This window comes from Flavobacterium araucananum, from assembly GCF_002222055.1.
Classification (GTDB): domain Bacteria; phylum Bacteroidota; class Bacteroidia; order Flavobacteriales; family Flavobacteriaceae; genus Flavobacterium; species Flavobacterium araucananum.
In genome coordinates this window covers 32254-57582 of sequence record NZ_MUGS01000006.1, presented here as the reverse complement: position 1 = coordinate 57582, position 25329 = coordinate 32254, and the positions used below count along the sequence as shown (strand labels likewise).

24 protein-coding genes and 1 pseudogene are annotated in these 25329 nt (G+C 34.4%); 11 read left to right on the top strand and 14 right to left on the bottom strand.

What is annotated here, in order from left to right; genetic code table 11:
- The first annotated feature begins 157 nt into the window (after positions 1 to 157).
- The 3 genes from B0A64_RS05935 (at position 158) to meaB (ending at position 2533) form a co-directional block, all read left to right on the top strand.
- On the top strand, positions 158 to 565 hold the full coding sequence (locus B0A64_RS05935) for an Rrf2 family transcriptional regulator (RefSeq protein WP_089478609.1): 408 nt from the start codon (positions 158 to 160) through the stop codon (positions 563 to 565).
- A gap of 57 nt (positions 566 to 622) precedes the next feature.
- Positions 623 to 1264, top strand: a complete 642-nt coding sequence (locus B0A64_RS05930) for an NAD(P)-dependent oxidoreductase (protein WP_089478608.1) — start codon at positions 623 to 625, stop codon at positions 1262 to 1264.
- Between the two features lie 171 nt (positions 1265 to 1435).
- Entirely contained in the window at positions 1436 to 2533 is a 1098-nt protein-coding gene (gene meaB, locus B0A64_RS05925; protein ID WP_089478607.1) for a methylmalonyl Co-A mutase-associated GTPase MeaB, read from the top strand.
- Positions 2534 to 2595: 62 nt separating this feature from the next.
- On the opposite strand, the gene B0A64_RS05920 is transcribed toward meaB, so the two are convergent.
- From B0A64_RS05920 to B0A64_RS05910, 3 genes are all read right to left on the bottom strand, one after another.
- Positions 2596 to 4530, bottom strand: a complete 1935-nt coding sequence (locus B0A64_RS05920) for an LTA synthase family protein (protein WP_089478606.1) — start codon at positions 4528 to 4530, stop codon at positions 2596 to 2598.
- An 86-nt stretch (positions 4531 to 4616) separates the two neighbouring features.
- Entirely contained in the window at positions 4617 to 4844 is a 228-nt protein-coding gene (locus tag B0A64_RS05915) for a hypothetical protein (protein WP_089478605.1), read from the bottom strand.
- A gap of 172 nt (positions 4845 to 5016) precedes the next feature.
- A complete protein-coding gene (locus tag B0A64_RS05910; RefSeq protein WP_089478604.1) occupies positions 5017 to 6402 on the bottom strand; it encodes an MATE family efflux transporter in 1386 nt (461 codons plus the stop codon).
- Between the two features lie 190 nt (positions 6403 to 6592).
- Between B0A64_RS05910 and B0A64_RS05905 the strand changes: the two genes are divergently transcribed.
- Positions 6593 to 7108, top strand: a complete 516-nt coding sequence (locus tag B0A64_RS05905) for a hypothetical protein (protein ID WP_089478603.1) — start codon at positions 6593 to 6595, stop codon at positions 7106 to 7108.
- A 168-nt stretch (positions 7109 to 7276) separates the two neighbouring features.
- The gene (locus B0A64_RS05900; RefSeq protein WP_089478602.1) at positions 7277 to 8212 is read left to right on the top strand and encodes a DUF6268 family outer membrane beta-barrel protein; all 936 of its coding nucleotides are present in this window, start codon (positions 7277 to 7279) and stop codon (positions 8210 to 8212) included.
- A gap of 2 nt (positions 8213 to 8214) precedes the next feature.
- Here the strand turns inward: B0A64_RS05900 and B0A64_RS05895 are convergent, their stop codons facing one another.
- The 11 genes from B0A64_RS05895 to B0A64_RS05845 form a co-directional block, all read right to left on the bottom strand.
- Positions 8215 to 8928, bottom strand: a complete 714-nt coding sequence (locus tag B0A64_RS05895; RefSeq protein WP_089478601.1) for a LytR/AlgR family response regulator transcription factor — start codon at positions 8926 to 8928, stop codon at positions 8215 to 8217.
- 282 nt (positions 8929 to 9210) lie between these two features.
- Positions 9211 to 10230 (bottom strand): sensor histidine kinase, encoded by a 1020-nt coding sequence (locus tag B0A64_RS05890; RefSeq protein WP_244285356.1) that lies wholly within the window; start codon positions 10228 to 10230, stop codon positions 9211 to 9213.
- Positions 10231 to 10388: 158 nt separating this feature from the next.
- Positions 10389 to 10988: a porin family protein gene (locus B0A64_RS05885; RefSeq protein WP_089478599.1), complete on the bottom strand. Its 600-nt coding sequence runs from the start codon at positions 10986 to 10988 to the stop codon at positions 10389 to 10391.
- Between the two features lie 262 nt (positions 10989 to 11250).
- On the bottom strand, positions 11251 to 13032 hold the full coding sequence (locus B0A64_RS05880; RefSeq protein ID WP_089478598.1) for a cytochrome-c peroxidase: 1782 nt from the start codon (positions 13030 to 13032) through the stop codon (positions 11251 to 11253).
- Positions 13033 to 13126: 94 nt separating this feature from the next.
- Positions 13127 to 14593 carry a PhoX family protein gene (locus B0A64_RS05875; RefSeq protein ID WP_089478597.1) on the bottom strand — a complete coding sequence of 489 codons (1467 nt, stop codon included), beginning with the start codon at positions 14591 to 14593 and terminating at the stop codon, positions 13127 to 13129.
- Between the two features lie 225 nt (positions 14594 to 14818).
- Entirely contained in the window at positions 14819 to 15244 is a 426-nt protein-coding gene (locus B0A64_RS05870) for a hypothetical protein (protein WP_089478596.1), read from the bottom strand.
- A 64-nt stretch (positions 15245 to 15308) separates the two neighbouring features.
- Complete coding sequence (locus B0A64_RS05865) at positions 15309 to 15731, bottom strand: hypothetical protein (RefSeq protein ID WP_089478595.1); 423 nt, start codon at positions 15729 to 15731, stop codon at positions 15309 to 15311.
- A 46-nt stretch (positions 15732 to 15777) separates the two neighbouring features.
- The gene (locus B0A64_RS05860) at positions 15778 to 16248 is read right to left on the bottom strand and encodes a hypothetical protein (RefSeq protein WP_123875878.1); all 471 of its coding nucleotides are present in this window, start codon (positions 16246 to 16248) and stop codon (positions 15778 to 15780) included.
- A gap of 64 nt (positions 16249 to 16312) precedes the next feature.
- Positions 16313 to 16732, bottom strand: a complete 420-nt coding sequence (locus B0A64_RS05855) for a hypothetical protein (protein WP_089478593.1) — start codon at positions 16730 to 16732, stop codon at positions 16313 to 16315.
- Entirely contained in the window at positions 16733 to 17470 is a 738-nt protein-coding gene (locus tag B0A64_RS05850; protein WP_089478592.1) for a hypothetical protein, read from the bottom strand.
- 390 nt (positions 17471 to 17860) lie between these two features.
- On the bottom strand, positions 17861 to 18739 hold the full coding sequence (locus B0A64_RS05845) for a PPK2 family polyphosphate kinase (protein WP_089478591.1): 879 nt from the start codon (positions 18737 to 18739) through the stop codon (positions 17861 to 17863).
- 209 nt (positions 18740 to 18948) lie between these two features.
- Here B0A64_RS05845 and B0A64_RS05840 point away from each other — a divergent pair, with 209 nt between their 5' ends.
- The 6 genes and pseudogenes from B0A64_RS05840 (at position 18949) to B0A64_RS05815 (ending at position 25178) form a co-directional block, all read left to right on the top strand.
- Positions 18949 to 19785, top strand: a complete 837-nt coding sequence (locus tag B0A64_RS05840) for a DUF6929 family protein (protein ID WP_089478768.1) — start codon at positions 18949 to 18951, stop codon at positions 19783 to 19785.
- Positions 19786 to 20008: 223 nt separating this feature from the next.
- Positions 20009 to 20509, top strand: coding sequence for an RNA polymerase sigma factor (locus B0A64_RS05835; protein ID WP_089478590.1), 501 nt, complete (start codon positions 20009 to 20011; stop codon positions 20507 to 20509).
- Positions 20510 to 20511: 2 nt separating this feature from the next.
- On the top strand, positions 20512 to 21477 hold the full coding sequence (locus B0A64_RS05830; protein WP_089478589.1) for a hypothetical protein: 966 nt from the start codon (positions 20512 to 20514) through the stop codon (positions 21475 to 21477).
- 36 nt (positions 21478 to 21513) lie between these two features.
- Positions 21514 to 23672: pseudogene (locus B0A64_RS05825) on the top strand (YfbK domain-containing protein).
- A gap of 89 nt (positions 23673 to 23761) precedes the next feature.
- Complete coding sequence (locus tag B0A64_RS05820) at positions 23762 to 24349, top strand: LURP-one-related/scramblase family protein (protein WP_089478588.1); 588 nt, start codon at positions 23762 to 23764, stop codon at positions 24347 to 24349.
- Positions 24350 to 24461: 112 nt separating this feature from the next.
- Positions 24462 to 25178, top strand: a complete 717-nt coding sequence (locus B0A64_RS05815; RefSeq protein WP_089478587.1) for a 3-ketoacyl-ACP reductase — start codon at positions 24462 to 24464, stop codon at positions 25176 to 25178.
- Positions 25179 to 25329: the final 151 nt, after the last annotated feature.

Sequence of the window (25329 nt, the reverse complement as noted above, 5' to 3'; positions counted from 1 at the left end):
TAAAATTAATTACACCCAACGGGTTAATATTAATAAAAAACAAGACGTTGTTTTATTTTAAGATAAGGGAACTATTGAATAGAAAATTTAATTTTTAGTTAAAAACTTTTTTTATTTCAGAAAACCTATTTACATTTGCAACATATTTTATTACAGTATGATTTCAGGTAAATTTGCCATAACGGTTCACATTTTGACTTTACTCACCAATTACCCAAATGATTATTTATCATCTGAGTATATTGCGGGAAGCATTAATTTGAATCCTGTTTTGGTTCGAAAAGAAATTGCCAATTTAAAAGCCAATCATATTGTAGAAAGTAAAGAAGGTAAAAACGGCGGAACAAAACTGGCTGTGGATCCTTCGAAAATCACGCTAAGAGAAATATTTGAAATGACTTTTGAAACCATTAATTTAGGGTATGCAAAAAATCAGCCTAACCCGGATTGTCCGGTTGGAAAAAAAATCAATCAAAATTTAAGTTCTTTATATGCTGATATGAATCAAAAAGTTAGTTTACAATTAGAAGGTATTTCCTTGGAAGATTTTGCTAATCAATTCTAAAACTATTTTTTTACGCAAAACTGTAACATTTTTTATTACTAATTAAAATTATATACTATGAAAATCGCACTTATTGGAGCAACAGGATTTGTTGGCTCAGCTATCTTAAACGAATTGTCGAACAGAAATCATGACATTACTGCCATTGCAAGAACGCCAAACGATACCAAAAACGTTAAATGGGTAAAAGCAGATGTTTTTAATGTAGAGGCTCTGGCAGAAACTCTTAAAGGAAATGATGTTATCATTAATGCTTATAATCCTGGCTGGACAAATCCTAATTATACTGCAGATTTCAGTAACGGATCTAAAGCGATTCAGGAAGCTGCAAAAAAATCGTGCGTAAAACGTTTTATCACTATTGGAGGTGGCGGAAGTTTGTATGTAGCTCCAGGTTTACAAGCGGTTGACACTCCTGATTTTCCTAAAGAATATCACGCTGCCGCATCTGCTGCAAGAGATTATCTGAATATTATTAAAGAAGAAAAAGATTTGGATTGGGCATTTTTTAGCCCGGCTTTCGAAATGCATGCCGGAATTACAACCGGAAGAACCGGAAAATACCGTTTAGGTTTAGAAAGTCCTGTTTTTAATGACGAGCAAAGAAGTATTCTTTCTGTAGAAGATTTGGCTGTTGTTATTGCAGATGAAACCGAAACTCCAAAACACCACCAGGTTCGTTTTACTGCAGGATATTAATTTATTTTTCGCCACGAATTTTACGAATTCTTATCATTTTTTTTATATTAATTATGCTAAGCAAATATTTGATCGAATATTTAATTCGTGAGAATTCGTGAAATTCGTGGCAAACTAACTTTTTGAAACTGTTTTTGTTTTCTGTACTTTTACAGTATCAAAAAGTGCATTTTGTCAAGTTCAAAAAACCAATCCAGTAGTTTGCAAGAGAAAGCCGGAATTTCGCCTCCTGAAATTACCAATGTTGCTGCTATCAATCAAATTAAAATAAACAGAAAACAACAACCCTCTTCTACTGAATTGATTGATGGGATTTTAAACCAAAACAGAACGGCGCTAAGCCGCGCCATAACTTTGGTCGAAAGTACAAACCCGGAGCATACTGCAAGAGCAAATGACGTTATTAAGGGGTGTTTGCCTCATGCCAATAAATCGATCCGAATAGGAATTACGGGGGTTCCCGGTGTTGGAAAAAGCACTTTTATTGAAGCTTTTGGCAGTTTCCTGACACAGTTAGGCAAAAAAGTAGCTGTTCTGGCTGTAGATCCCAGTAGCTCCCTCTCGCACGGAAGTATTTTGGGCGACAAAACCCGTATGGAAGAATTGGTAAAGGACGAAAATGCTTTTATAAGACCTAGTGCTTCCGGAGATACTTTGGGCGGTGTTGCCAGAAAAACACGTGAGTCTATTATTTTATGCGAAGCAGCTGGTTTTGACACCATTATTATAGAAACTGTTGGCGTTGGACAAAGCGAAACCGCTGTTCATAGTATGGTAGATTTCTTTTTACTCTTAAAAATTTCCGGTGCAGGAGATGAACTTCAAGGCATAAAACGTGGTATTATGGAAATGGCAGATGCTATTGTCATCAATAAAGCCGATGGCGATAATATCAAAAAAGCGAATCTTGCAAAATTAGAATTCAACAGGGCTTTGCATTTATTTCCTCCTAAAAAATCAAACTGGCAGCCAAAAGTTACCACTTGCAGCTCGATCACAAAAGAAGGCATTTTGGAAATCTGGACTTCTATTTCGAATTACGTTGAGAGGACAAATGAATCTCATTTTTTTCAGGAAAAACGAAAAGAACAAAATCAGTTCTGGATGATGGAAACCATAAATGAGCAACTCAAACTAAACTTTTACAACCAACCTGAAATCATTTCTCAATTAGAGCAAAACAAAAAAGCAGTGCAAAACGATCAAATATCACCTTTTGCAGCTGCTCAGTTTTTGTTAAAATTGTATTTTAATAAAGGCTCAAAGTAGCAAAGGTTCAAAGCTACAAAGTTTTGTACACTCTGTTTCTTTGAACCTTTGTCCCTTTGAACCTATTTTTTCCTCAACTTGTATTTGTTTTCCTTATACAAATTTCCTGCTGTAATGACATGTGCCAAAGCATCTTTTGCTAATTCCTCATTTAATTTTACCGGAATTAAAGTCGTATCGTTTTTGATTTCGAATTGCAACGGTTTCAAGTTTGGTTGCATGATTACAACTTGATTTTCTACTCTAAATGCATTGATATCATTAAACTGCATGATTGATCGTCCTTGTGTTTTTGGATCCAGTTTATTTAAATTTCTACCTACCATTGGTGTTTCAAAAGAAAGTCCCAAATAACTCAATAATGTTGGCGGAATATCAATTTGACTTGCCAATTTGCTATACGAAACTCCTTTTGGCACTCCTGGTCCCATTATCAAAGCCGGAATATGGAATTTATTAATTGGTACTAGATTTTTTCCGTAGGTTCTTGTGTTATGATCTGCAATAACAATAAAAATAGTGTTTTTGAAATAAGGCTCTTTTTTTGCCATTTCGAAGAATTTACCAATCGAGAAATCGGCATATTTCATGGCATTATTTACCGTTGCCGGTTTTTTATCATAAGGTTTTATTCTTCCCTCAGGATATTCAAATGGCTCATGATTTGAAGTCGAGAACATTAAAGAGAAAAATGGTTTATCACCTTTTGCTTTAAAATAATTATTGGCTTTGGTTACCAAATCTTCGTCAGAGTAACCCCATGTTCCTTTAAAAGCATATTTAGTCCCATCAGATTCAAAATCTTCCTGATCTACAATATCTTCAAAACCGTTTCCGTTAAAAAACGAAGCCATGTTATCAAAGTTCGCCATTCCGCCATAAATAAAACTCGTATCATACCCTTTGCGTTTTAAAGCGTCGGCAAGGGTAAAAAATCCTTGTTGCGAATTTCCTAATTTTACCACACTTTCTGATGGCGAAGGCAAAAATCCTGTTACAACAGCTTCAATACCACGCACACTTCTTGTTCCTGTACAATATAAATTGGTAAACAACAATCCTTCTTTCGATAGTTTATCAAATTCCGGTGTTAAGGGTTTCCCTCCTAAAATACCCACATATTCTGCACCTAAACTTTCTTGTAAAAAAATCACCAAATTATACGGTTTCTTCAGGATTGTATCAGGTTGTTGTACATGCAAAAACGGAATCTCGGCATCTGTAAAATCGTTTGGTCCGGCAATCATGTATTTTTTTACACGAGCGATTGCTTCGGCTTCATCCATTTTACCGTACATCTTGGTGTTTCCTTCATTTTTTATCGAATAAGCTGCAAAAGCTACGGTATAAAATGAATTTAAACCTAACGTATTGGTCAGTTGATCTGTTGAGAAAACAGCGTTACTGGCATTTATAGGTCGTTTTGAAGTAAGACTTGAACGGGCTCCAAAAAACAATAAAAAAGCAACTAACGGAAAAAGAATCAATTTAAATTTATACTCCGTACTAGTGGTATAGAAATATTTTTTTCCTTTTTTGAAAGCAAAGTACAAAACAACCCCTAAAATTAAAAAAGTCACAATGATAGAAGTCAGATAACTTTTGAGAAGCATTCCCACCACTTCTTTAGGATAAATAAGATAATCTAAGAAAATCTTGTTAGGACGTGTATCGTATTGCTTCACAAAATCCGGTGTTGCCAATTCTACAAAAAGAATTAGAAACAGGAATAAAAAACTATAAATTACCAAAAATTTATTGGTGAATTTCAATGCTTTATTGGGCAGAAAAGTAATTAATACTGCGGGTAAAAACGACAAATAACACAATAATATCAAATCCATTCGAAGACCGATTGGAAAAATATACCAGAAATTTGGTGTTTCGGCTACCCTTTCTTTAAAGAGAAAAAATAAAAATATTCTACTTAAAGTAGTAATTAGCAATCCGATTGCTATAAAATTAAAAATGGGTTTTAAAAAACTTAATTTTTTCATTTGAAAGATTTAAATTATTTTTTGATTCAGGAGTATTTTAAAACGTATTTGCCAGACATACTGCTGTGCGTCTCTGCCACGTGTTTCTACTCTTCGTAACGCGTTATTTCTCTGTCGTAAAACTCATTTGCCTGAACAATCAAACCTTCCATTTCAGAATTTAATTCTGCTTCATCAAGATCTTCCGCTTCTTCCATAAACTCAACCTCATCATCTTTTAAGTTGATTATGAATCTTGGATAATCAAGGTGAATGATGAAAATATCATCTGGAAAATCAGTGTTATCTCCGAGTAAAAATTTAGGTAATTCCATTTTTATTTATTTTTTGTTTTTATATTTTTTTTGCCACTGATTTCACAGATTAAAAAGGTTTTATAATCTGTACAAGTCACTTAATTTGGCTTGTTTATGTTTTTTGCCACAAATTTTAAAAGAAATCATTTTAATCTGTGAAATCAATGGCAACTTTATTCAAGCTTCAAATTTAACTATTTGAAAGTGAATTATTGATTAATTTTTTTGTTAAGTAATGAAAGCGGATATAAAGGAATATTGCGGCAGAAGTTAATCCTGCCAAAAGTCCAATCCAGACACCTTGCGCTTTTAGCTCTGTATACTCTGCCAAATAATAAGAGATCGGGAAACCAATTACCCAATACGCAATAAACGTTATGTACATGGGGACTTTTACATCCTGAAGTCCGCGTAGAGCTCCGAGAACAACGACTTGTATTCCGTCAGAAATTTGAAAAACTGCTGCGATCAAAAGTAGCTTTGATGCAATACTTATTACTTCGCTATTGTCCAGAAGCTGACCTCCGTTTTCCATATTTAAGAAAATATGAGGCAGGAAATTATGGAAAGCTACAAACAGAATTGCAAATACCGTTTCGATTATAATTGCCAATAAAAAAATAGAACGCGCCACAACAATTAAGTTCTTAAAATCCTGCAGACCTCTTTGATTACTTACCCGAATCATCGAAGTAACACTAAGTCCCATGGCAAACATAAAAGTAAGCGAAGCCAGACTTAACGCAATTTGATTGGCTGCCTGACTGGTTTTGCCAATATTGCCACAAAGCCAGATCGATGCTGTAAACAATACGACTTCGAAAAGCATTTGCATAGCAGATGGAAAACCAATACTGATGATCTTTTTTATGGTTTCTTTTTTAATCTCATCAAAGCTGAAGTTTTTAAAGAAACGTTTTAAATCTTTTCTTCCTGACAGCATAATATGCATGAACATAACCAGAAAAATTCTTGAGATTACGGTACCAAGTGCTGCACCAATAATACCCATTTTTGGAAAAATCCAAATACCGTAAATCAATACATAATTTATACCTACATGCAGGACATTTGCCATAATCATGGCATACATCGAATATTTTGTCATCGATAATCCGTCAGCAAATTGTTTGTATCCCTGATACACGATTAAAGGAATAAGCGAAAAAGCAACCCAATCCAGATATGGTTTTGCAAGCGCAATAACATCCGCCGGTTGTTGCAGTAATTCCATTATGGGTTTTGCTAAAACAATTATCCCAAAAAGAAATAATCCTAAAATAGTACACAAAAATAATCCATGATGAAAGGCTGAACGAATCTTACTGTCGTTTTTCTCTGCATCACCTTCGGCAACAATTGGCGTAATTGCTGTAGAAAAACCAATCCCGAGTGACATTGCAATAAAAATCATACTGTTTCCTAACGAAACCGCAGCAAGTTCAGTACTCCCTAGTTTCCCTACCATTATATTATCTACGATACCTATTAAGGTATGTCCTACCATTCCTAGTATTATAGGATATGCTAATCTTAAATTATACGAAAACTCTTTGGTGTATTGCTTTAAATTCAATGCTACTCTTTTTTAGTCGGCAAAGATAATCAGAAGCTTTGGATTCTTTGATATTATTAAAAACATAAGCAAACATTAAGCTCTTTTTTCGCCAATCCTAATATTATATAACAATTATTAAAAATTATATAACAAGTCCGTTAGACCTTGAAAGTATTTTTACAGTATTAAAAATTCAAAAAAGATTGTCATGAGAAAATTAAAAATGTTATGCCTAGCTACTTTCGCTTTATTATACGCCAATGCTACTTTCGCTCAAGACAGTGAGGTTAAAAATTATGATCAGGGTTTTAGATTGGGTTTTGGTCTGAATGGAGGAATACCAACTGACAAAGATTACAGATGGGCCCTTGGTGGAGATGTTCGTTTGCAATATGATTTAACAAAGAAAACATCGTTGACATTAACGACAGGTTTCACCAACTTGTTTATGAAAGATGAAAATGGAATTGAAACAAAAGATCTTGGATTTATTCCGGCAAAAGCAGGTTTTAAAGCCTTTGTATGGGAAGATCAATTCTATGTTTTAGGTGAGGTAGGTGCTGGTTTTGCTGTTACAAACGGCTACAATGACACTACTTTTTTATGGGCTCCAGGAATTGGGTATGCCAACAAATACATTGATATCAGTGTTCGTTATGAGGACTACAACAAATTCAAAACCAATCAGGTAGCACTACGTCTAGCCTATGGTTTTGACTTATAGAAGAAAAGGTTTATTTTATTTTTTTGTTTTTGGTATAAACCCGGCAGATCGCATAGTCTGTCGGGTTTTGTGATTTTATACCATTGGTCAAAACAAAAGTGCCATTAGTCAAATGATTTTTTAAGATTGATTGAGAACGCGGTAATTCGCATAAAAATTAATCAAATCATGAACAAAGCAGTTTTTTATCTCTTGCAACTTTTTCTTTTACTATTGGTTGCAATCTCGGCACGATCACAATCCGGAATCTCAGGTGAATTCAAAGTCGATTATGTCCCTTTTTCTAAATATGTACGACCAATGGACAGTACTAAAACAAATGCCGAAAGCAATTTTAAAAGGGTACAACTCGCTTTTGAAATTCCGCTTTCTTTAAAAATGGACCAATACAATCATCCCAGATTATGGACTATTTTTATGGATGGAAGTTATGCCAGAATGCAAAACAAGGATTACGAAATTCAATCTCTTCCGGTAGAATTTCAAGGCGGATTCCCAAATGAATTATTGAATACTCAGATTGGTGTTAAACACTTGCGGTCGATTTCTCCATCCTGGTCTTTGTTGGTCATGGCTTCTGTGGGTGTTTATACAGATATGGTCGAAATCAATAAAGATGATGTCCTGATACAAGGTGGTGTTCTTTTTATCAAACAATTTAATCCTAATCTGGCTTTTGGTATGGGGCCAGTTTTAACCAATAGTTTTGGTGTCCCGATGGTACTTCCCGGAATTTATTTTAATTGGGAATCTAAAGGTGCACTGCATTTTAAAGTGGCTTTTCCGGAAGGTGTTGAATTAGGGTACAGGATGTCTGACACTTTTGACTTAAAACTCGTGGGAGAGTTAAGCGGAATGACTGCCGAAACCAAAATTGCAAATAAATCTTCGTTATTGGGATACCAGCAAATTATTGCAGGTTTAAGACCTCAGCTCAAATTTGGCAAACACTGGACATTAGAACCTACTGCCGGAACAACTCTGGTTCGTAATTTCTCGACTACAAACCGAAAAATCAAAGATATCTTTAAAGAAAAAGATATTGCCAATCCAAGATTTACTACTACTTTTTATGGCGCAATAGCACTAAAATGGAAATTCTAGCGCTATCTGCTCAATAAATTTTTATAGACTACCTCTTTCAGTAATGCTTCACGGCGTGTTCTTGAAATAGGTAGTTCTTGTCCTTTTATGAATAATCGTCCGCCAGAAACAGAATCGATATGCGTGATGTTTACCAAAAATGACTTATGGATTCTAAAGAAAATATCCGTAGGAAGTGTTTCTTCTAATGAAATCATGGTTTGATGAATTACAAGTACTTTTTCTTTAAAATGAAGCTTCGCATAATTCTGCATTCCTTCGATATATAGAATATCTACCCAGGAAATCTTCTGAAATCCTTCTTCCTGGCGCACGTATAAAAACGGATCTAATTGATTTTGTTTTGGTGACTGAATCATTTGATGCCATTGTTTTGCTTTTAAAGAAGCTTGATAAAAACGCTGAAATGTAATAGGTTTCAACAAATAATCTACAACCTGCAAACGATAACCATCCAAAGCGTGTTCTGAATATGCTGTGGTAAAAATAACTAATGGTGGATTATCCAGAGATTCTAAAAACTCCAATCCTGATAAATAAGGCATATTGATATCCAGGAACAACAAATCGACCTGTTTTTCCTGAATGTACGAAGTCGCTTCCAGTGCCGAAGCACAAGTACCAATAACTTCAAGAAAATCAATTTTTGAAACAAAATCTACAATTCCGTTTCTTGCAATAGGTTCGTCGTCAATAACGAGACATTTCATGTTCATAGTTTTTTGTTTCAGGTTTTGGTACTTATTGTTTAAAAAGGTTTCGCGCAAAGTTTATTAGCCACGAATTTCACGAATAAACACGAATTAATTTTTTATAATTTGCTAAATTGCTTCGCCTGTTCTCTATCGTTTGGGTCTGGCGAAAAAAATCTTTTTAATACTTTTTAATCTGTGGCAAAAAAACAACAGCAAAGTTTGCAAAGTTTATTAGCCACGAATTTCACGAATCAACACGAATTAATTTGTGGAAATTTGTGAAATTAGTGGCAAACATTTTTATTATTCCAGATCTAAAACCACTTTTACCGTAAAATCTGAATCAGACTTATCGATACTTAGCTGGTATTTTTCCGGATATTGAATCGACAATCTTTTCTTGACGTTTTCAAGACCTAATCCCTGATTTTTAGACGGTATTTTGTATTGTTCTGTATACGAGTTTTCTATTTTAAAACTCAGTTGTTTGTCGACTTGCTCACACGACAAATGCACATAACCTCTTTGGTTGGGAAGTCTGGAAACATGTTTAAAAGCATTTTCTATCAGCGGGACTAACAGCAAGGGTACAATTTGTAGTTGTCCGTCTTCGATTGTCCATTTGCTTTCTACTTCTAATTCATTGCCCCAACGGGTTTTTTCGACAGCAATTAAGTCTTTCAGATATTTGACTTCAAGATGCAATGGCACATATTCTTTGTTGCATTCGTACAACTGATAGCGCAAAATATCTGAAAACTGAACCAGTAAAACCGAAGCTAATTTTACATCGCTTTGCATTAAAATATGAATATGGTTGAGTACATTAAACATTAAATGCGGATTGATCTGATCCTGCAAAATCTTGATTTGTGCCTCCAGGTGAACCTGCTGTAATTGGGCATGGTTTTTTTCGATCACATTATGTTCCTGATAAAAACGCAGTCCGCACGCTGTGCCACAAATCAAAATCGCAGCAGGAATGCTTCCACAAAATCGAGCCCATAAAAACTGAATAGAAGTCATATTCGCTTCTTCGGGATATAATCGGTCACGTGCGTGTGAATCTGAGAAAACAGCATAAATCACAGCCAGGCAAAGTGATAAAAGTAAAACCACTACAAAAGCCTGTACCGCAAATAGTGTCATTTTGCTTTTGCGTAATGCAAGAGGAAGCATCACATCACTAAGAAAATGTGCCAAAACAATAGAGCTTAATAATATTAAAACCGACTGGCCTGTAGCCGACATTGTGCCATAATCGGCTATGAGTTGCGCCCAAATGGTTATACCCAGTATAAACCAAAAAAAGACTAAAAACATCCAATGCCTACCTTTATTTTTTGTAATCATCTAAAAAGTAAAATAAGTAATTATAAGAAAACTGATCGTCAAAATTAACCCTATAATTTCTAAACAAACAGCAAAGAACCAAAAAGATTCTTTGCTGCTGTTTAGGGTTAAAAGATAAAAATGTCGAATTACAGGAAAAAATATCCAACGCCAATGTTAAACGAATTAGGTTTTGAACTAAAATTTTTACTCACATTATTTAGTCCGCCCTGATACGTTACATCTACAGTAAACTTCCAGACCTCAACTCCTGCTCCTACCTGATAGCCAATATTAAACTTATCAAATTTATGATACGAATCTTTTAGTTGGCTCAGTGACGAAAAATTCTCATCGAGAACATAGGAATAAATTCCTCCTGCAAAAACTCTAACATTTAAGGCGTTAAGGTCAATTACTTTATAACCAATAACCAAAGGCATTTCGATACTTCTCCATTTTGCGTTTTTAGTTTCTGCCAAAGAAGTCCTTTCAATTTTAGAAGATTTCTCACTGTAAAGTATTTCATTCTGAATATAAAATCTCTTATAATCAAATCGCGCCATAACGCCTCCAAAATATCCTACAGCATATTTTGAATTAAAGCCATCTGAAACAGGTAATTCAGAATAATTAGATCCCCCTTTTATTCCAATATGAATTGGAAATGTTGATTGCGCATTCATTTTAGAAGAAACGAATCCTAATAAGAAAATTGTAGTTAACAATAATAATTTGTAGATGTTCATGATAATTGTTTTTATTAATTTGATGCAAAGAAGCACAAACCAAAAACACTATTAAAATTAGTTTGATGAACGGCATTACCATTTTGACCAACGGACAGAAAATGTTTTTTTAGCCACAAATTGCACAAATTTCAAAGAATTTTTTTTTCTCTTACTTCTATTCTCTTCCCCCTATAATCTTGCTTCTATAATCTTTTTTCTATAATCTTTTTTCTATAATCTTGATTCTATTCTCTATTCTCTTACTTCTATTCTCTTACTTCTATTCTCTTCCCTCCAAATACCTGTTATCCGTCAATGTTCTCATAAAAGCAATCAGCTGTTGTTTCTCTTTCTCTGATAAGTTTAATTTGTCTTCGGGCAACGTTTGGTTTGGGAGATCGAATCCTAAACCTAATCCTCCGCCCTGGTCATAAAAATCGACAACTTCTTCCAGCGTTTTATAAACACCATTGTGCATATACGGAGCTGTAAGTTCTATATTTCTTATTGTTGGTGTTTTAAACGAATATTTATGAATAGCCGCTTGTGTTATAACAAACTTGCCTAGATCCCCGTCGAGTTTCTTCTTCTGGTTAGGAACACCTAAAATTTCACTTTCTGATCTGTCAAAACCTGGCGGAACAGTTCCGTTTGTAAGCGGAATAAAATGACATGTTGCACATTTGGCTTTGCCGGCAAATAAATTAAAGCCTGCTTTTTCATCTGCTGTAAATTTGGTTTTGTTTTGCATGTACGCGTCAAATTTCGAATCGTACTGACTTAAGGAACGGATGTAAGATGCCAAAGCATTTTTAATCGCAAATTCATTTATTTCTCCTTTTGCAAAAGCCTTTTCGAAATCCCTTACATAATCTGAATTCTTTTGAATTGCCAATGCTGATTTCTCCAGAGATCCGTGCATTTCGTTTTCATTGCGAATAACAGCGATTGCCTGATCTTCGAGATAACTTACTCTTGAATCTGCAAAGAACGCACGCTGGAATGCAATATTAGATAGCGTAGGTGTGTTGCGCTGTAGCATCGATTTTCCGTCTAATGCAGCTGCTCTTTCCTGCCCGTCTGTAAAAGCTTTGCTGACATGATGACAAGAAGCACAGGAACGTGTATTATTTCCTGATAAAACAGGATCATTGAACAACTTTTTGCCTAAAGCGATTTTTTCAGGCGTCGTTTTATAATCCGGAAAACCTGAAAATGCTTCAGCATCAAAAGCATCCTTATCAAACAACGTTTGCGCTGTTACTTTTAGACCTCTCTGCTCTTTCATGAACGGAATCCCTAATTCAGTTTGCGTTTTAAAAAGTCCTTTGCTTAACGGATTTAAAATTTCTTTTATAAAATACGACCGATCAAAAGCATTAAAATTGGTGTTTGTTTTTAAATACTTTTTACCTTTTTCTACAATATAAAGCACCTCTTTAGAATTCGCAACTGCTTTATCCCCGAGATAAACACGGTAATATTTTTCGATAGTTTCTAATGATACGGTTGCTTCCGGAAGCGAGTTTAATACAACAGGCGAATCAAATCCTGTAATTCCTAAAGTAATGATACGGTAAACTTCTAATCTCATGGCATCAAAAACATGCGCATCAGTTAATTCAGTCGAATTTGAAACTTTTTCTAACCGAATTAAATTTGCTGCTAAAACACCCAATTCCTGAAGCAGTTCTTTTTTACTTTCTTTCTTGTATTCAGGAAAAACGAATTCCTCAATAACCTGAAAACCTTCGGGCCTGACTGTCACTTTATCATTTTCTTCGAACTCCGGTATCGCAGGTCCGTTGATCGATTTAGAAACCTCAGGCAAATAGTATGCACTAATCATTTCGACTTTTTTGTAGCTTTGATGCGCTTCAAGAAATTGTCGCTGAATTTGTGCCTGAGTAGAATCTGCCTGTACAGAATATTTTAGTTTGGCGACTTTTTCTACCAACAACGTAATATCAGACTGAAACATTTTATTGACTTCCTGATGTTTGCTTTTTTTCTGACAAGCAACAAATACCATCAGGAACAATAAGCAATATATTTTTTTCATGTGTATTAACAATTAAAAGAGGAGTATTCAGAAAAACAGAAACCACTACCTCAAATAGAAATAGTGGATAACTGTTTTGTAATAACTTAAAAAATTATCTTGCCAAACCTTTTATAACTACGATTTGACTTGCCTGGTTTTCTTCAGGGCGTTTTGTTCCTCCGTCGACAGCCTTGTATTTTTCGCCTGTCCAGGAATGTGGTTGTATGCTTAGCATAAAAGTATCCGGAATCCCCAATTGCTCAGAGACATCGATTAAGGCTCCATATTCCCAAACCCCTTTTTTGCTTGGATCAAGGTCATTTGTCGCTACATTATATTTTGCTGCGTCAGTTGCCGTACGACGGTGATCTAACTCTAGTACAACTTTCAAATCTTTTGTAGCAATGTTATATTGATAGATGTAAGCATCGTGGGTTTCGTCTCCGTATCCGTTGGCATCTTCCTGAACATACACATAGTTTTTAGTCACACAAATATTATCCGGATTCTGGAATTTACCCGCAATTCCGGAACGGTTATCTCCGTCAAGAATCACCTCCAGAGTTCCTTTTAATGGGTCAGCAGCATCAAGATTTAATCTGTAAACCCTGCCGTATTTAGTTCTTGAACCATCAGCATTAGTTTTTGTAATATCTTGTCCCGTTACGTTAAAATACAATTCACGATCTGCATTATCTCCGCCTTTACGGTAATCCAAATCTTCTACACGACCAAATTTAATCGCTTTCAAAGTATTTACAGCCGCATTTATCTGAGCACCTGTAAGTGTCGTATGATTGTCAATTTTTACAAAAGAAACCGGATATGTTTTACTAACTTCCATATCTTTCTCTCTTTGGTTGTCATCGTTTCTTTTTAGCATATACAAGGAGCCACTTGTCAAATCACCCACAGTATTCGATACATACATAAAAACCTGACCTCCGTAAGTTCCGGAATCATCATCACCAATAACCACTACTGTTTTGCCTTTGTAAGCAGAGGTACGCAATGGCAAAGCATTCTCTGCACTTAAACGACCAAAACCTGCCAATTCTTTAGATACAGATGCAGAACCTGCACTTGCATAAGGATCTAATGCATGCGTACGAGACTCTTCTCCGGACTCTCCACAAGTTAAGTATACCGGTCCAAAACCATTTTCGGCTTGTGTTGCCATTGTAGCACCACACAATCTCCAGGTTCCTCCGTTTGAGTTTAGCAAATATTCGCCTTTAGTAGGTTTGAATGTTTTGTCAAGTGTGATTCTCGAAACCGCAAAGTTGTCTTCGTTATTTACCAAAAAAGTAAAAGTTCCATCATTGTTTTTCAATAAACCAGAACCATCAGCAGAACCTCCAAAAACAAATTTTGGACTGTCCGGAAAAACATCATCGGAACTAAAAAGAGAATAAATCTTCAAACTTTCAAAACCTGCCTGTGCTTTTATTAAACTTGGCGTTACAGATTGATCTTTCAGGACAACGCTTGTTGTTTCTGTTTCATCTTTAGAATCGTTGTTATTGCAAGAGGTAAGCAACGAACCTAAAATAATTAGGGGTAGAATAATTCTTTTCATTTTGCTAAAAATTGGTTTTATTTTTTTTACAAAGTAAATCCCTACTCTTTAACTTAAAATGTATTTGATATTATTAAAAAAACAAGAGATGTAGTACAAATAGTTAATTTACTAAAAAAAATTAACATTAAATTAGTAATACAAAATACTCGTAAACTTGCAATAACATTAAAGCAAAAAAAAGAGCCTTATTTCTAAAACTCTTTTCTAATGGCTGTTGTTCTCTTATAAATGTAAAATGTATCTGTTTTCCATTCTTGTTCCGGTCGATTTTTCTATAACATCCAGATTACGCCTTTCTTCTTTTACTTTTTGCGTAAGCCAAATTGAATCACTTGTTCTTTTTGTAAAATTCCAAATGAGATCTAAGTCATTCATGTCCTTATATCGAATATAAACAACACCTTTTTTTACAATATAATCCTCATAATTTGCTGTATTATGATCCAGAACAAACCTGATATTCTCATAAAAATTTTCAGGTGCTTCTTCCCGTTCTAAAATTTTATAATTTTCGCTCTCAAAAATTGTAGGTCGCTGAACAATATCATTTATAGCCACAGCGTGAAGTTCTACATATCTATTGTTCCAATAATACCAAATAGAGAATAAAATAATTAGGGTTCCTAAAATTATATTTATCTTTTTCATTTTTCTGTATTTAAATTAATCCCTAAATAACTAAGTTTTGAGAATCTTCTTGATGAAAAGTAAGTTATCTAAGATTTTTAATAATACTATCCAGTTCTGTTTGGTTTTCTGTATTTCCATTTACACTGTCCATTTCTCTTTGTGATTTGAACCATTCTATATTACTTGTTCTCGTGGTGTAATTCCAAACCATCTCCATGTCATTTAAAAATTTATTTCTAACATAAATAATTCCGTTTTTTTCAATATAATCAACGCTAGAACGATCCAAAACCCATCTTATATTTTTATAATAATATTTAGGTACTTCGTTGGGTTCAGCAAATTTAAACAGCTGATTATGAAAAGTTTCAGGAAAAAATACAGGTCTGTTTAAAATTTCTTCAGGAACTACAGGACGAAGTTCTACATATCTGTTTTGCCAATAATAATAAACTAAAAACAAAAGAGCCACACTTGTTAACGTTATACCAATTTTCTTTTTCATTTTTTTGTTTTAAAGCAATTCGAAAATCCATGAAATCTTAAGATTTTCATTTAGAAAAAGTAGCTCTTTTAATGGAGTCTTCTTTAATTTCAATTAAAGAAGACTCCATTATCTTTTTCTGCGAATCTACATACTCCTTTTCGTAAATAAGATTAGTACTATCCATTTCTCTTTCTAGTTTAAAAAACTCTGAAGAAGTAGCTCTCGTAGTATAATTCCACATAAGATTCATATCGTTGAAGCGTTTATTTTGGACATATATGATTCCGTTTTCTTCAAGATAATCGACATGACAACGGTCCAAAACCCACTTTAAATGCTTATAGTAATTTGGAGGAACTTCATTTGGTTCTGCAAATTTGTAAAGATCATTGTCAAAAAAAATTATTTGACGATCGTATTCTTTTGCAATTACAGGACGAAATTCCACATACCTGTTTTGCGAATAGTAATAACCAGAATAAGAGGCTAACAAAAGAATTAAAACTATCATTCCTATGTATATTTTCTTTTTCATTTTTCTGTATTTAAATTAATCCCTAAATAACTAAGTTTTGAGAATCTTCTTGATAAAAAGTAAGTTATCTAAGATTTTTAATAATACTATCCAGTTCTTTTTGTTTTTCTGTATCTCCATTAATACTGTCCATTTCTCTTTTTAGATTAAACCAGGTAGGATTAGTGGTTCTAGTTGTGTAATTCCAAATGAGTTCCATGTCGTGCATATATTTGTACTTAATATAAATATCCCCATCTTTTACAATATATTCTTGACCTGAACGGTCTAAGACGTACTTTATATTTTTATAATAATACTTAGGGACTTCGTTTGGTGCAGCAAATTTAAAAAGTTGATTGTGAAAAGTTTCAGAGAAAAATACAAGTCCAACATCTTCGTTCACAACTACAGGGCAGAGCTTTACATATCTGTTTTGCCAATAATAATAAGCAGAAAATAAAAGAACCATACTCACTAAGGCTATGTATATATATTTTTTCATTTATTTTAATTTAAGATTTATGTGTCCGGCAGAATCCATTTGAAATGTTTTATTAAAATTTTGTTGCCACTCACTTCTCATATCAAACGGTCTTGCTCCACAATATTTTTCTACTAATAAGGCATCTGAGTCTTTTACATAGCCAAAACTAGGAATATAGGCATTTGCTCCCTTATGCCAATCATACCTATCCCACCATTTATGGATTATTTTACCCGATAAAACAAAATTATTTGTTTTTTTAGTGATGGCGAAATAACAGGTTGAAGTTATTGTACTTGTTCCGCACACATAATATAATTCCCTAAAAATTCCTCCAGTAAATGAACGGTCAAAATGAGTAACGTAAGTACTAGTTTCTCTCTCAGTTAAAGCGTTAAGGAAAATTAATAAATCAGAATCGTTTTCAAAACGCTCTATATTTGTATTTTCAGCAACAATAACCTCATTGTTCCCTCGAAGCCAATGAAAATCTATCGTTTTCGGAAATCCATTACCATCCAGCCACCACTGCAAACAATCGGCTGCCATATTAAAATTTCTTTCTCTGGATTTTTCAATCATTTTAATATAATTTGCTTTAAGCATCAGGGCTTTTTCTTTTTCACTCAATTGCAAATATATGTTTCTTGCCTTAAAATCTCCTGATTGCCCCCAAAAAGGATCTCCAAACAGGTTCGAATATTCTGATAATTTCAGTCCATGTTTTTCTCCAAATCCAAATGTGCCTGTATCCATAATATATAATTTTTGTAGTACTTATATTATTTTTAGCGAATATAAGAAAAATTCTATATTTTTTAGTTTATCTTAAATAAACCGGCACCTCAGGACTGTAATATATAAACATTCTATTTAAACAAAAACCCCTACAGGTTTTAAAAATCTGTAGGGGTTGCTTATAAAAATCATCAAACCAAAAAATTATCTCACTTAACCCGTTGGGTGTAATTAATTTTAACACATAGAAACATAGTTTTTGGATCTTTAAAAAAGGCGTTTCACTTATGTAAAATCCACATAGCTACCTATGTCAAAGAAATGTATTTCTTTTTGCATTCTTTTTAGCTAAAAAAATATCTATATTTCTATGTGTTAAATATCTATTTTTGACCCAAAGAGTCTCACTTAACTCTTTTCCAGTATTTTCTTGTAATCCTCAAAATTGGCTTTTACCTTATCATCCAGCTCCGGTACTTTTATATCCGTATGTTTTTGCATTTCTTCCCAAATAATTTTGGCTACAATATACCGTGCCATTTCTTTATCATCAGCAGGAATAACATACCAGGGAGCAAGCTCTGTCGATGTTTTGTTTATCGCCTCTTCATAATATTCCTGATATTGATCCCAATATTCACGTTCTTTTAAATCTGCCGGAGAAAATTTCCAATTGTGTTTGCCCTCTTCCAGGCGACGCAATAAGCGCTGGCGCTGCTCTTCTTTACTCAAATGCAGAAAAAATTTCAGAACAATCGTACCGTTCTCTGCAATATGACTTTCAAAATTATTGATTTGTTCAATTCTCTTTTTCCAGAATTTTGGCGTAATATCATCCACAGTATTGATTCCCGGTAAATTCTCTGCCAGAATAAATTCCGGATGTACACGTGTTACCAAAACATTCTCGTAATGCGTACGGTTAAAAATCGCAAACTTTCCTTTTTCCGGCAGTGCAATATAATGTCTCCACAGATAGTCGTGTTCTAATTCGGCCGCATTGGGCGTTTTAAAACTGTGCACCACTACTCCACGCGGATTAAATTCTTTAAAAACTTCCCTAATCAAACTATCTTTTCCGGAAGTATCCATTCCCTGAAGGCAAATTAAAACCGAATATTTGTTATATGCATACATGACATCCTGCAAATCACTCAGTTTTGACTGTACTTTATCCAGTTTTTCTGCTTTTTCGTCATCATCCGCTTTTACCTTCAATAATGTTGGAATCTTTGATAACTTTATTTTATCTGTAACTTTAAAATCATTGGGATCTATCGATTTCATATTTTCTGAATTTTTATATTATAAATATACTAATTTTACGAAGCATATTCCTGCTATTCATTGCAATACTTTTTCAACAAATTGTTTTGTTCCAAGCCACAACAAGAGCTTCCGCCGGTCGCTTTGTTTTGTCAGGAAAAAATACAATTTCTTCTCAAAGCATTTTCATTACCATCAGGGCTGGGCATTCGCATTCAAAAACAACATACATGGAAAAATTTACATTAGAAATATTATTTCAAATCATAGGCATCGGTTCAGCATCCGGATTACTTTTCAACAACGATTCCCTTTATATCATTGGCGATAACAGCGGATTTCTATACGAATACAATATGCAGAACCAACAATTAAACCAACACGCTTTAATTGACAATCCAACGCAAAACATTCCTAAAAACCTAAAACCGGATTTTGAATCCTTGACCAGTCATAATGACACCTTATATGTTTTTGGTTCCGGCTCTACTGAAAACCGAAACAAAATGATCGAGTTCGATCTTAAAAACAAATCTGTACTACAAAAAAACAATCTGGTTGACTTGTACGGTTTAATGCAAAGTTTTGGCGAAATAAAACCGGAAGATTTTAATCTCGAAGGTGCAATCTTTGATGGCGAAAACTGGTACTTATTCAATCGCGGAAACGGAGTATCCAACAAAAACACCATTTTTACGATTCATGCAAAAAATCTGGGTGAAGAATTTGCATTGGTCGCCACCAATTACAAATTGCCAAAAATAAAAGGCGTTCGCTCCAGCTTTACCGATGCAATTTTGGTCGAAGACAAAATTTATTTCCTTTCAACAGCCGAAGACACCAAATCTACTTATGACGATGGAGAAATCCTGGGAAGTTTTATTGGCAGAATCGATCTTAAAACCATGAAAATAGATTTTACGCAAAAAATAACGGCAACCAATAAATTTGAAGGTCTGACTTTCTATAAAAAAGAAAATAACAAAATCGAGTTTTTGCTTTGCGAGGATAACGATACAGAAGTTTTAGAAACTAAAATTTTCAAATTGACTTTGCCTCTTAAATAAGGTACATCATTTTGCTTTGTAAGTCTCTGCAAAAAAGTTTTTCGATTATAATAGTAACGTAGAAGCGCACAGCAGTGCGTCTCTACAAAACCTTTGTACCTCTGAATCTTTGAACCTTTAAAAAAAAAATCATCACCTTCCCAACCTTTTTATCTTTTTAACCCTCTTTAGTATAAAGACAACAATTGTGATAAACGAAACGCTAATTTCTAACTGCAAAAAAATGAACCGCGATGCACAGCGTCAGGTTTATGAGCACATGGCTCCAAAATTGTATCGCCTTTGCAAACGATACCTAAAAAAGGAAGAAGAAATCGAAGAAGCTATGGCTGACGCTTTCTATACCATATTTACAAAACTGGAACAACTTAAAGAAGTTCTGGCTTTTGAGGCATGGGCACGAAAAATAACCGTTAACCATTGTTTGGCAACCATCAGGAAGAACACTAATTTTAATATGTATCTCGATGATGTCAAATTGCTTTCGCAACCTTTTACAGAAGAAATTAATACGCTGGAAGAAGAGGATTTACTCAATTTATTAAACCATATTCCAGACGGCTGCAAAACTGTTTTTAACCTTTTTGTTATTGAAGGTTTCGGACATAAAGAGATAGCCGCAATGCTTAACATTTCTGAAGGCACATCAAAATCACAATTGAATGCTGCTAAAACCAAGCTAAAGGAATTAGTAAATAAATTGTATTACCAAAAAGCAAAATAGTCATGGACAATCAAGATAAAATATTCGATAAGTTTAAAGAAGCCGCAGAAAACTCAGCGCTGAAGGATTTTCCGGGAATGGAAAAAGTCTGGTCACGCGTAGAAGATAAGCTCGACAAAAAAGAAGCTAAAAAAACCATTTCCCTATGGAAAAAAGTTGCCATTGCAGCGTCGCTTTTATTACTAATTTCAGTAGGATCTCAATTTATAAAATCAGATAAAGCAACTACAACTCCAGACAATAAAGTTGTCGTTAATGAAACTACAAAAGAAACGATCGAAAAACAGGAAACCCAAAAAAACAATACTGTGGTCTCTTCAAGTCCTCAAATAGTTCCACAAGCCGAAGCTGTTAAAATTTTAGACAAACAAATTAAACAACAACAAAAAGTAGCCGTTCATGAAGTACAAGGCTCTTTTGCAACTGAACCTCATGCAATGCAAGCACCACCTGTAAGAATTGCTGCCGAAGCTGTTGCCGCACCTATACAACCCTCTTATGCCAGCGAAGACGAAAGTACAGTTACAAAAGACAAAGCAGATCAGGATTCAGGATATTCAAAAACAAGAGAAAGAGAATCAGCAAAAGCAGCGTATGCAGACAGACAATCTCAAATGGCTAAAAAAAGTGCTCCTCTAATTGTCATTAACGGAAACCCTATTTCGCATACTAACGATGAAAAAAGAGACCGAATGATGCAGGCTGAAATTGCTAATTTGCAACCTGAAAATGTAGATTCTCTTGTAGTATTAGATCAGCCTTTGTATATTATCGATGGGGTTTACTACTCAGAAAATGATTTATTTGGTAAGAATCCAACAAGTCCTTATGCCCCATTGAACAAACAGGAAATTAAAACAATTACCGTTCTTCAGGACTTAGAAGCCACATCAAAATATGGCGAAAAAGGAAAAAAAGGAGTCGTAATAATTACTACTAAAACAGGAAAACCAGCGGCTAAAAACTAGCTGTAAAACAATCTTTTTAATTTAAAACTTACTATCATGAAAAACGTAAAACTTATTTCATTAGCCCTTTCTATGCTTGTATGTTTCGTATCTATGGCACAGGAAAAAACAATTACCGGAACAGTTACAGATCAGTCTAAGCAGCCGCTTCCGGGTGTTAGCGTTACTGTTCAAAAATCAAAAAAAACGACTCAAACAAATTTTGACGGCAATTATACCATACAGGCACAACCCGGAGATGTTTTGATGTTTAGTTATATCGGGATGCATAATGAGAATATTATCGTCAAACAATCAAATGTTATTAATGTAAGCATGCGGGACAACAACAATCAATTGCAGGAAGTGGTCGTTGTAGGTTACGGAACATCAGAAAGGGAAGACAATAGCTACAGTCGTGTAGAGAAAAGAAGATCTACTAAAGCCGACAGAGCACTGCAAGGCAAAGTGGCTCCGGTGCAAGTTTCTTCTGGTTATGTTCAGGCAGCTCCAACTAAAACCGTAATGATTAGAGGAACCCAAACTTTATCAGCTGCAAATGAACCATTGTATATTATTGATGGAATTCCGGTTAAGTCAAAACAATTCGCTAAAATTAATCCAAATGATGTTCAGGATATAAAAGTCCTAAAAGATGCCGCAGCAACGTCTGTATACGGAAGCAAAGCCGTAAACGGAGTGATCGTTATTGAGACCAAAAACGGAATTTATAAAAATCTTACGGAGAAAGAACTCAATGCCAAATTAAAAAATGCAAATAATGTTCAGCCTGTAGAACCAAGTCAGGAAGATTATAATACATTCGTAGAAAATGCTTTCGAAAGTCCAAAAACTGCACCACTTTCTACGTTTTCTATAGATGTTGATAATGCTTCGTATACCAATATCAGACGTTTTATCAATAATGGACAGGCAGTTCCTAAAGATGCTGTTCGTGTAGAAGAAATGGTAAATTTCTTTAAATACAGCTATCCGCAACCCAAAGATCAAAACCCTTTTTCTATCACTACAGAATTGAGCGATTCTCCGTGGAACTCTAAAAACAGGATTCTTAAAATTGGATTGCAGGGAAAAATATTCCAACCGAGAACTTGCCGGCTTCAAATCTGGTATTCCTGATAGATGTTTCCGGTTCTATGAGTGATATCAACAAATTGCCATTGCTAAAACAATCCTTAAAAATATTAGTAAATGAATTACGTAAAAAAGATAAAGTAGCAATTGTAGTTTATGCCGGAGCAGCGGGATTGGTTCTTGCTCCTACTTCCGGAGACGAGAAACAAACTATTAATGAGGCCCTTGAAAAACTAAATGCAGGAGGAAGTACTGCGGGAGGAGCCGGAATTGAACTTGCCTATAAAATTGCTGCCGAAAATTTTATCAAAAACGGAAACAACAGAGTAATCCTGGCTACAGATGGCGATTTTAATGTTGGCAGTTCTTCTAACACTGATATGGAAAAATTAATTGAAGAAAAAAGAAAAACAGGTGTTTTCCTGACTTGTCTGGGCTACGGAATGGGAAATTATAAGGATAGTAAAATGGAAACGCTGGCAGATAAAGGAAACGGAAATTATGCCTACATCGATAACATTCAGGAAGCGAATCGTTTTTTAGGAAAAGAGTTTAAAGGTTCTATGTTTGCCATTGCAAAAGATGTAAAAATTCAAATCGAATTTAATCCAAAACAAATTCAGGCATATCGCCTAATTGGGTATGAAAATAGAAAACTACGTCCGGAAGATTTTAAAAATGATGCCATCGATGCCGGCGAATTAGGAAGCAATCATACGGTTACAGCTTTGTACGAAATAATTCCTGCCGGAGTTAAAAGCGATTATCTCGACCAACAACCAGACGATTTGAAATATACCAAAGTAAAAGAGAGCAATAGTAATTATAATGATGAGCTTGCGACTATAAAATTCCGATACAAAAAACCGGATGGTGATAAAAGTATCGAAATGGTACAAGTAATCGAAAACAAATCTGTTGTTTTAGAAAAAGCTTCTGATGATTTTAAATTTAGTACTGCTGTTGCATGGTTTGGATTGAAATTGAGAGATTCTAAACTAATTGCAAACAAATCGTCTGATGCTGTTTTGAAATTAGCCAAACAAGGTCTTTCAAATGATGTTGAAGGTTACAAAGCTGAATTTATTCGTTTGATTGAAGCTGCAAAATTCGATTATTAACCAAGTTTTTTTTACATTTGGGTTCTTTTTGAAAAATTTTCAAAACGGATTCAATTAAAAAATTACTAATCAATTTCAAAAAAAACTTAATGAACCCTATCTTAAATAAAAACCTATTTCTTGTAAAAGAACATATCGGAATGTTTAAAGCTGCCAATAACTACGATATTTATGATCCGGAAAGCAACCAGATCATAATGAATTGCAGAGAAAATAATCTGGGCTTTTTTACTAAAATTTTCCGTTTTACAGATTATAAAAGAATGACTCCTTTTGATATCGAAATTACTACAGCTTCTGGCGAAAAAATAATTTCGGTAAAACGTGGTGTTGCCTGGTTTCGTTCGACTGTAGTTGTTTTTGATGAAAAGGATCGTTTAGTGGGTACATTCAAACAAAAATTATTTTCGATAGGTGGAAAATTCGAAATTCTGGATAAAAACGAGAGATCGGCTGCAACCCTTCAGGGAAAGTGGACAGGATGGGATTTTAAGTTTAGTCATGAAAATAAACAACTGGCTCAGGTAAGCAAAAAATGGGCAGGAATTGGTAAAGAATTTTTTACCAGCGCGGATAATTATGTACTTCAAATCGAAGAAACCGTTGCACCGGACAGTCCGCTTAGACAATTAATTCTTGCAGCTGTAATGTGCATCGATATGGTTCTGAAAGAATAAGAAAGTTGTTAAACTTAGATTAAGAAAATAGCTGAAAGCATCATTTTAGGGAGCAAAAACTGTATTTTTGTGTAACTAAAATGATGCTTTTTGCATTTCTAAAAAATAAATCATGACAGACTTAAAAAATAAAAATGCCCTGATTACAGGTGCAGGAAAAGGAATTGGAAAAGCAATTGCACTTGCACTTGCCAAAGAAGGTGTAAACGTAATTTTAGTTTCAAGAACACAGGCTGATATCGACCAGTTGGCAATTGAAACTGCTGCTTTGGGAGTAAAATCTTTAGCCTTATCTGCTGATGTTTCAGACATCAACTCTATAAATAGTGCTGTAGACAAAGCTTTGGCTGAATTTAAAACAATCGATATTTTAATTAACAATGCTGGTATTGCTGCTTTTGGAAACTTTCTGGAATTAGAACCAACTGCCTGGGAAAAAATCATTCAGGTAAACTTAATGGGAACCTATTATACTACCCGAGCCATTTTGCCCAATATGATCGAAAGAAAAACAGGTGACATTATCAATATTTCGTCGACAGCGGGATTAAACGGAAATGCATTGACAAGTGCTTACAGCGCATCAAAATTTGCTGTTTTAGGACTAACAGATTCTTTAATGCAGGAAGTTCGAAAATACAACATTCGTGTTACTGCTTTAACGCCTAGTACTGTTGCTACGGATTTAGCCTTAGATTTAAAATTAACAGACGGAAATCCGGATAAAGTAATGCAATCTGAGGATGTTGCAGAATTAATTATTGCTCAGTTAAAATTAAGCCGTCGTGTTTTTATAAAAAACAGCAGTATTTGGTCTACGAATCCTTAATACCTCTCCATAACTTTGTAAAGTTATACCCTTGGGTGTAATTACTTCGTCTGTTCGCTTCGCTTGAGTCAAAAAATATATATTTAACACATAGAAACATAGATTTTTTTAGCTAAAAAGAATGCAAAAAGAAATACATTTCTTTATCATA

Coding starts and splice junctions, on each gene's coding strand:
- B0A64_RS05935 (WP_089478609.1), top strand. CDS start 158: ATGATTTCAGGTAAATTTGCCATAACGGTTCACATTTTGACTTTACTC.
- B0A64_RS05930 (WP_089478608.1), top strand. CDS start 623: ATGAAAATCGCACTTATTGGAGCAACAGGATTTGTTGGCTCAGCTATC.
- B0A64_RS05920 (WP_089478606.1), bottom strand. CDS start 4,530: ATGAAAAAATTAAGTTTTTTAAAACCCATTTTTAATTTTATAGCAATC.
- B0A64_RS05915 (WP_089478605.1), bottom strand. CDS start 4,844: ATGGAATTACCTAAATTTTTACTCGGAGATAACACTGATTTTCCAGAT.
- B0A64_RS05905 (WP_089478603.1), top strand. CDS start 6,593: ATGAGAAAATTAAAAATGTTATGCCTAGCTACTTTCGCTTTATTATAC.
- B0A64_RS05900 (WP_089478602.1), top strand. CDS start 7,277: ATGAACAAAGCAGTTTTTTATCTCTTGCAACTTTTTCTTTTACTATTG.
- B0A64_RS05895 (WP_089478601.1), bottom strand. CDS start 8,928: ATGAACATGAAATGTCTCGTTATTGACGACGAACCTATTGCAAGAAAC.
- B0A64_RS05890 (WP_244285356.1), bottom strand. CDS start 10,230: ATGTTTTTAGTCTTTTTTTGGTTTATACTGGGTATAACCATTTGGGCG.
- B0A64_RS05885 (WP_089478599.1), bottom strand. CDS start 10,988: ATGAACATCTACAAATTATTATTGTTAACTACAATTTTCTTATTAGGA.
- B0A64_RS05880 (WP_089478598.1), bottom strand. CDS start 13,032: ATGAAAAAAATATATTGCTTATTGTTCCTGATGGTATTTGTTGCTTGT.
- B0A64_RS05875 (WP_089478597.1), bottom strand. CDS start 14,593: ATGAAAAGAATTATTCTACCCCTAATTATTTTAGGTTCGTTGCTTACC.
- B0A64_RS05870 (WP_089478596.1), bottom strand. CDS start 15,244: ATGAAAAAGATAAATATAATTTTAGGAACCCTAATTATTTTATTCTCT.
- B0A64_RS05865 (WP_089478595.1), bottom strand. CDS start 15,731: ATGAAAAAGAAAATTGGTATAACGTTAACAAGTGTGGCTCTTTTGTTT.
- B0A64_RS05860 (WP_123875878.1), bottom strand. CDS start 16,248: ATGAAAAAGAAAATATACATAGGAATGATAGTTTTAATTCTTTTGTTA.
- B0A64_RS05855 (WP_089478593.1), bottom strand. CDS start 16,732: ATGAAAAAATATATATACATAGCCTTAGTGAGTATGGTTCTTTTATTT.
- B0A64_RS05850 (WP_089478592.1), bottom strand. CDS start 17,470: ATGGATACAGGCACATTTGGATTTGGAGAAAAACATGGACTGAAATTA.
- B0A64_RS05845 (WP_089478591.1), bottom strand. CDS start 18,739: ATGAAATCGATAGATCCCAATGATTTTAAAGTTACAGATAAAATAAAG.
- B0A64_RS05840 (WP_089478768.1), top strand. CDS start 18,949: ATGGAAAAATTTACATTAGAAATATTATTTCAAATCATAGGCATCGGT.
- B0A64_RS05835 (WP_089478590.1), top strand. CDS start 20,009: ATGAACCGCGATGCACAGCGTCAGGTTTATGAGCACATGGCTCCAAAA.
- B0A64_RS05830 (WP_089478589.1), top strand. CDS start 20,512: ATGGACAATCAAGATAAAATATTCGATAAGTTTAAAGAAGCCGCAGAA.
- B0A64_RS05820 (WP_089478588.1), top strand. CDS start 23,762: ATGAACCCTATCTTAAATAAAAACCTATTTCTTGTAAAAGAACATATC.
- B0A64_RS05815 (WP_089478587.1), top strand. CDS start 24,462: ATGACAGACTTAAAAAATAAAAATGCCCTGATTACAGGTGCAGGAAAA.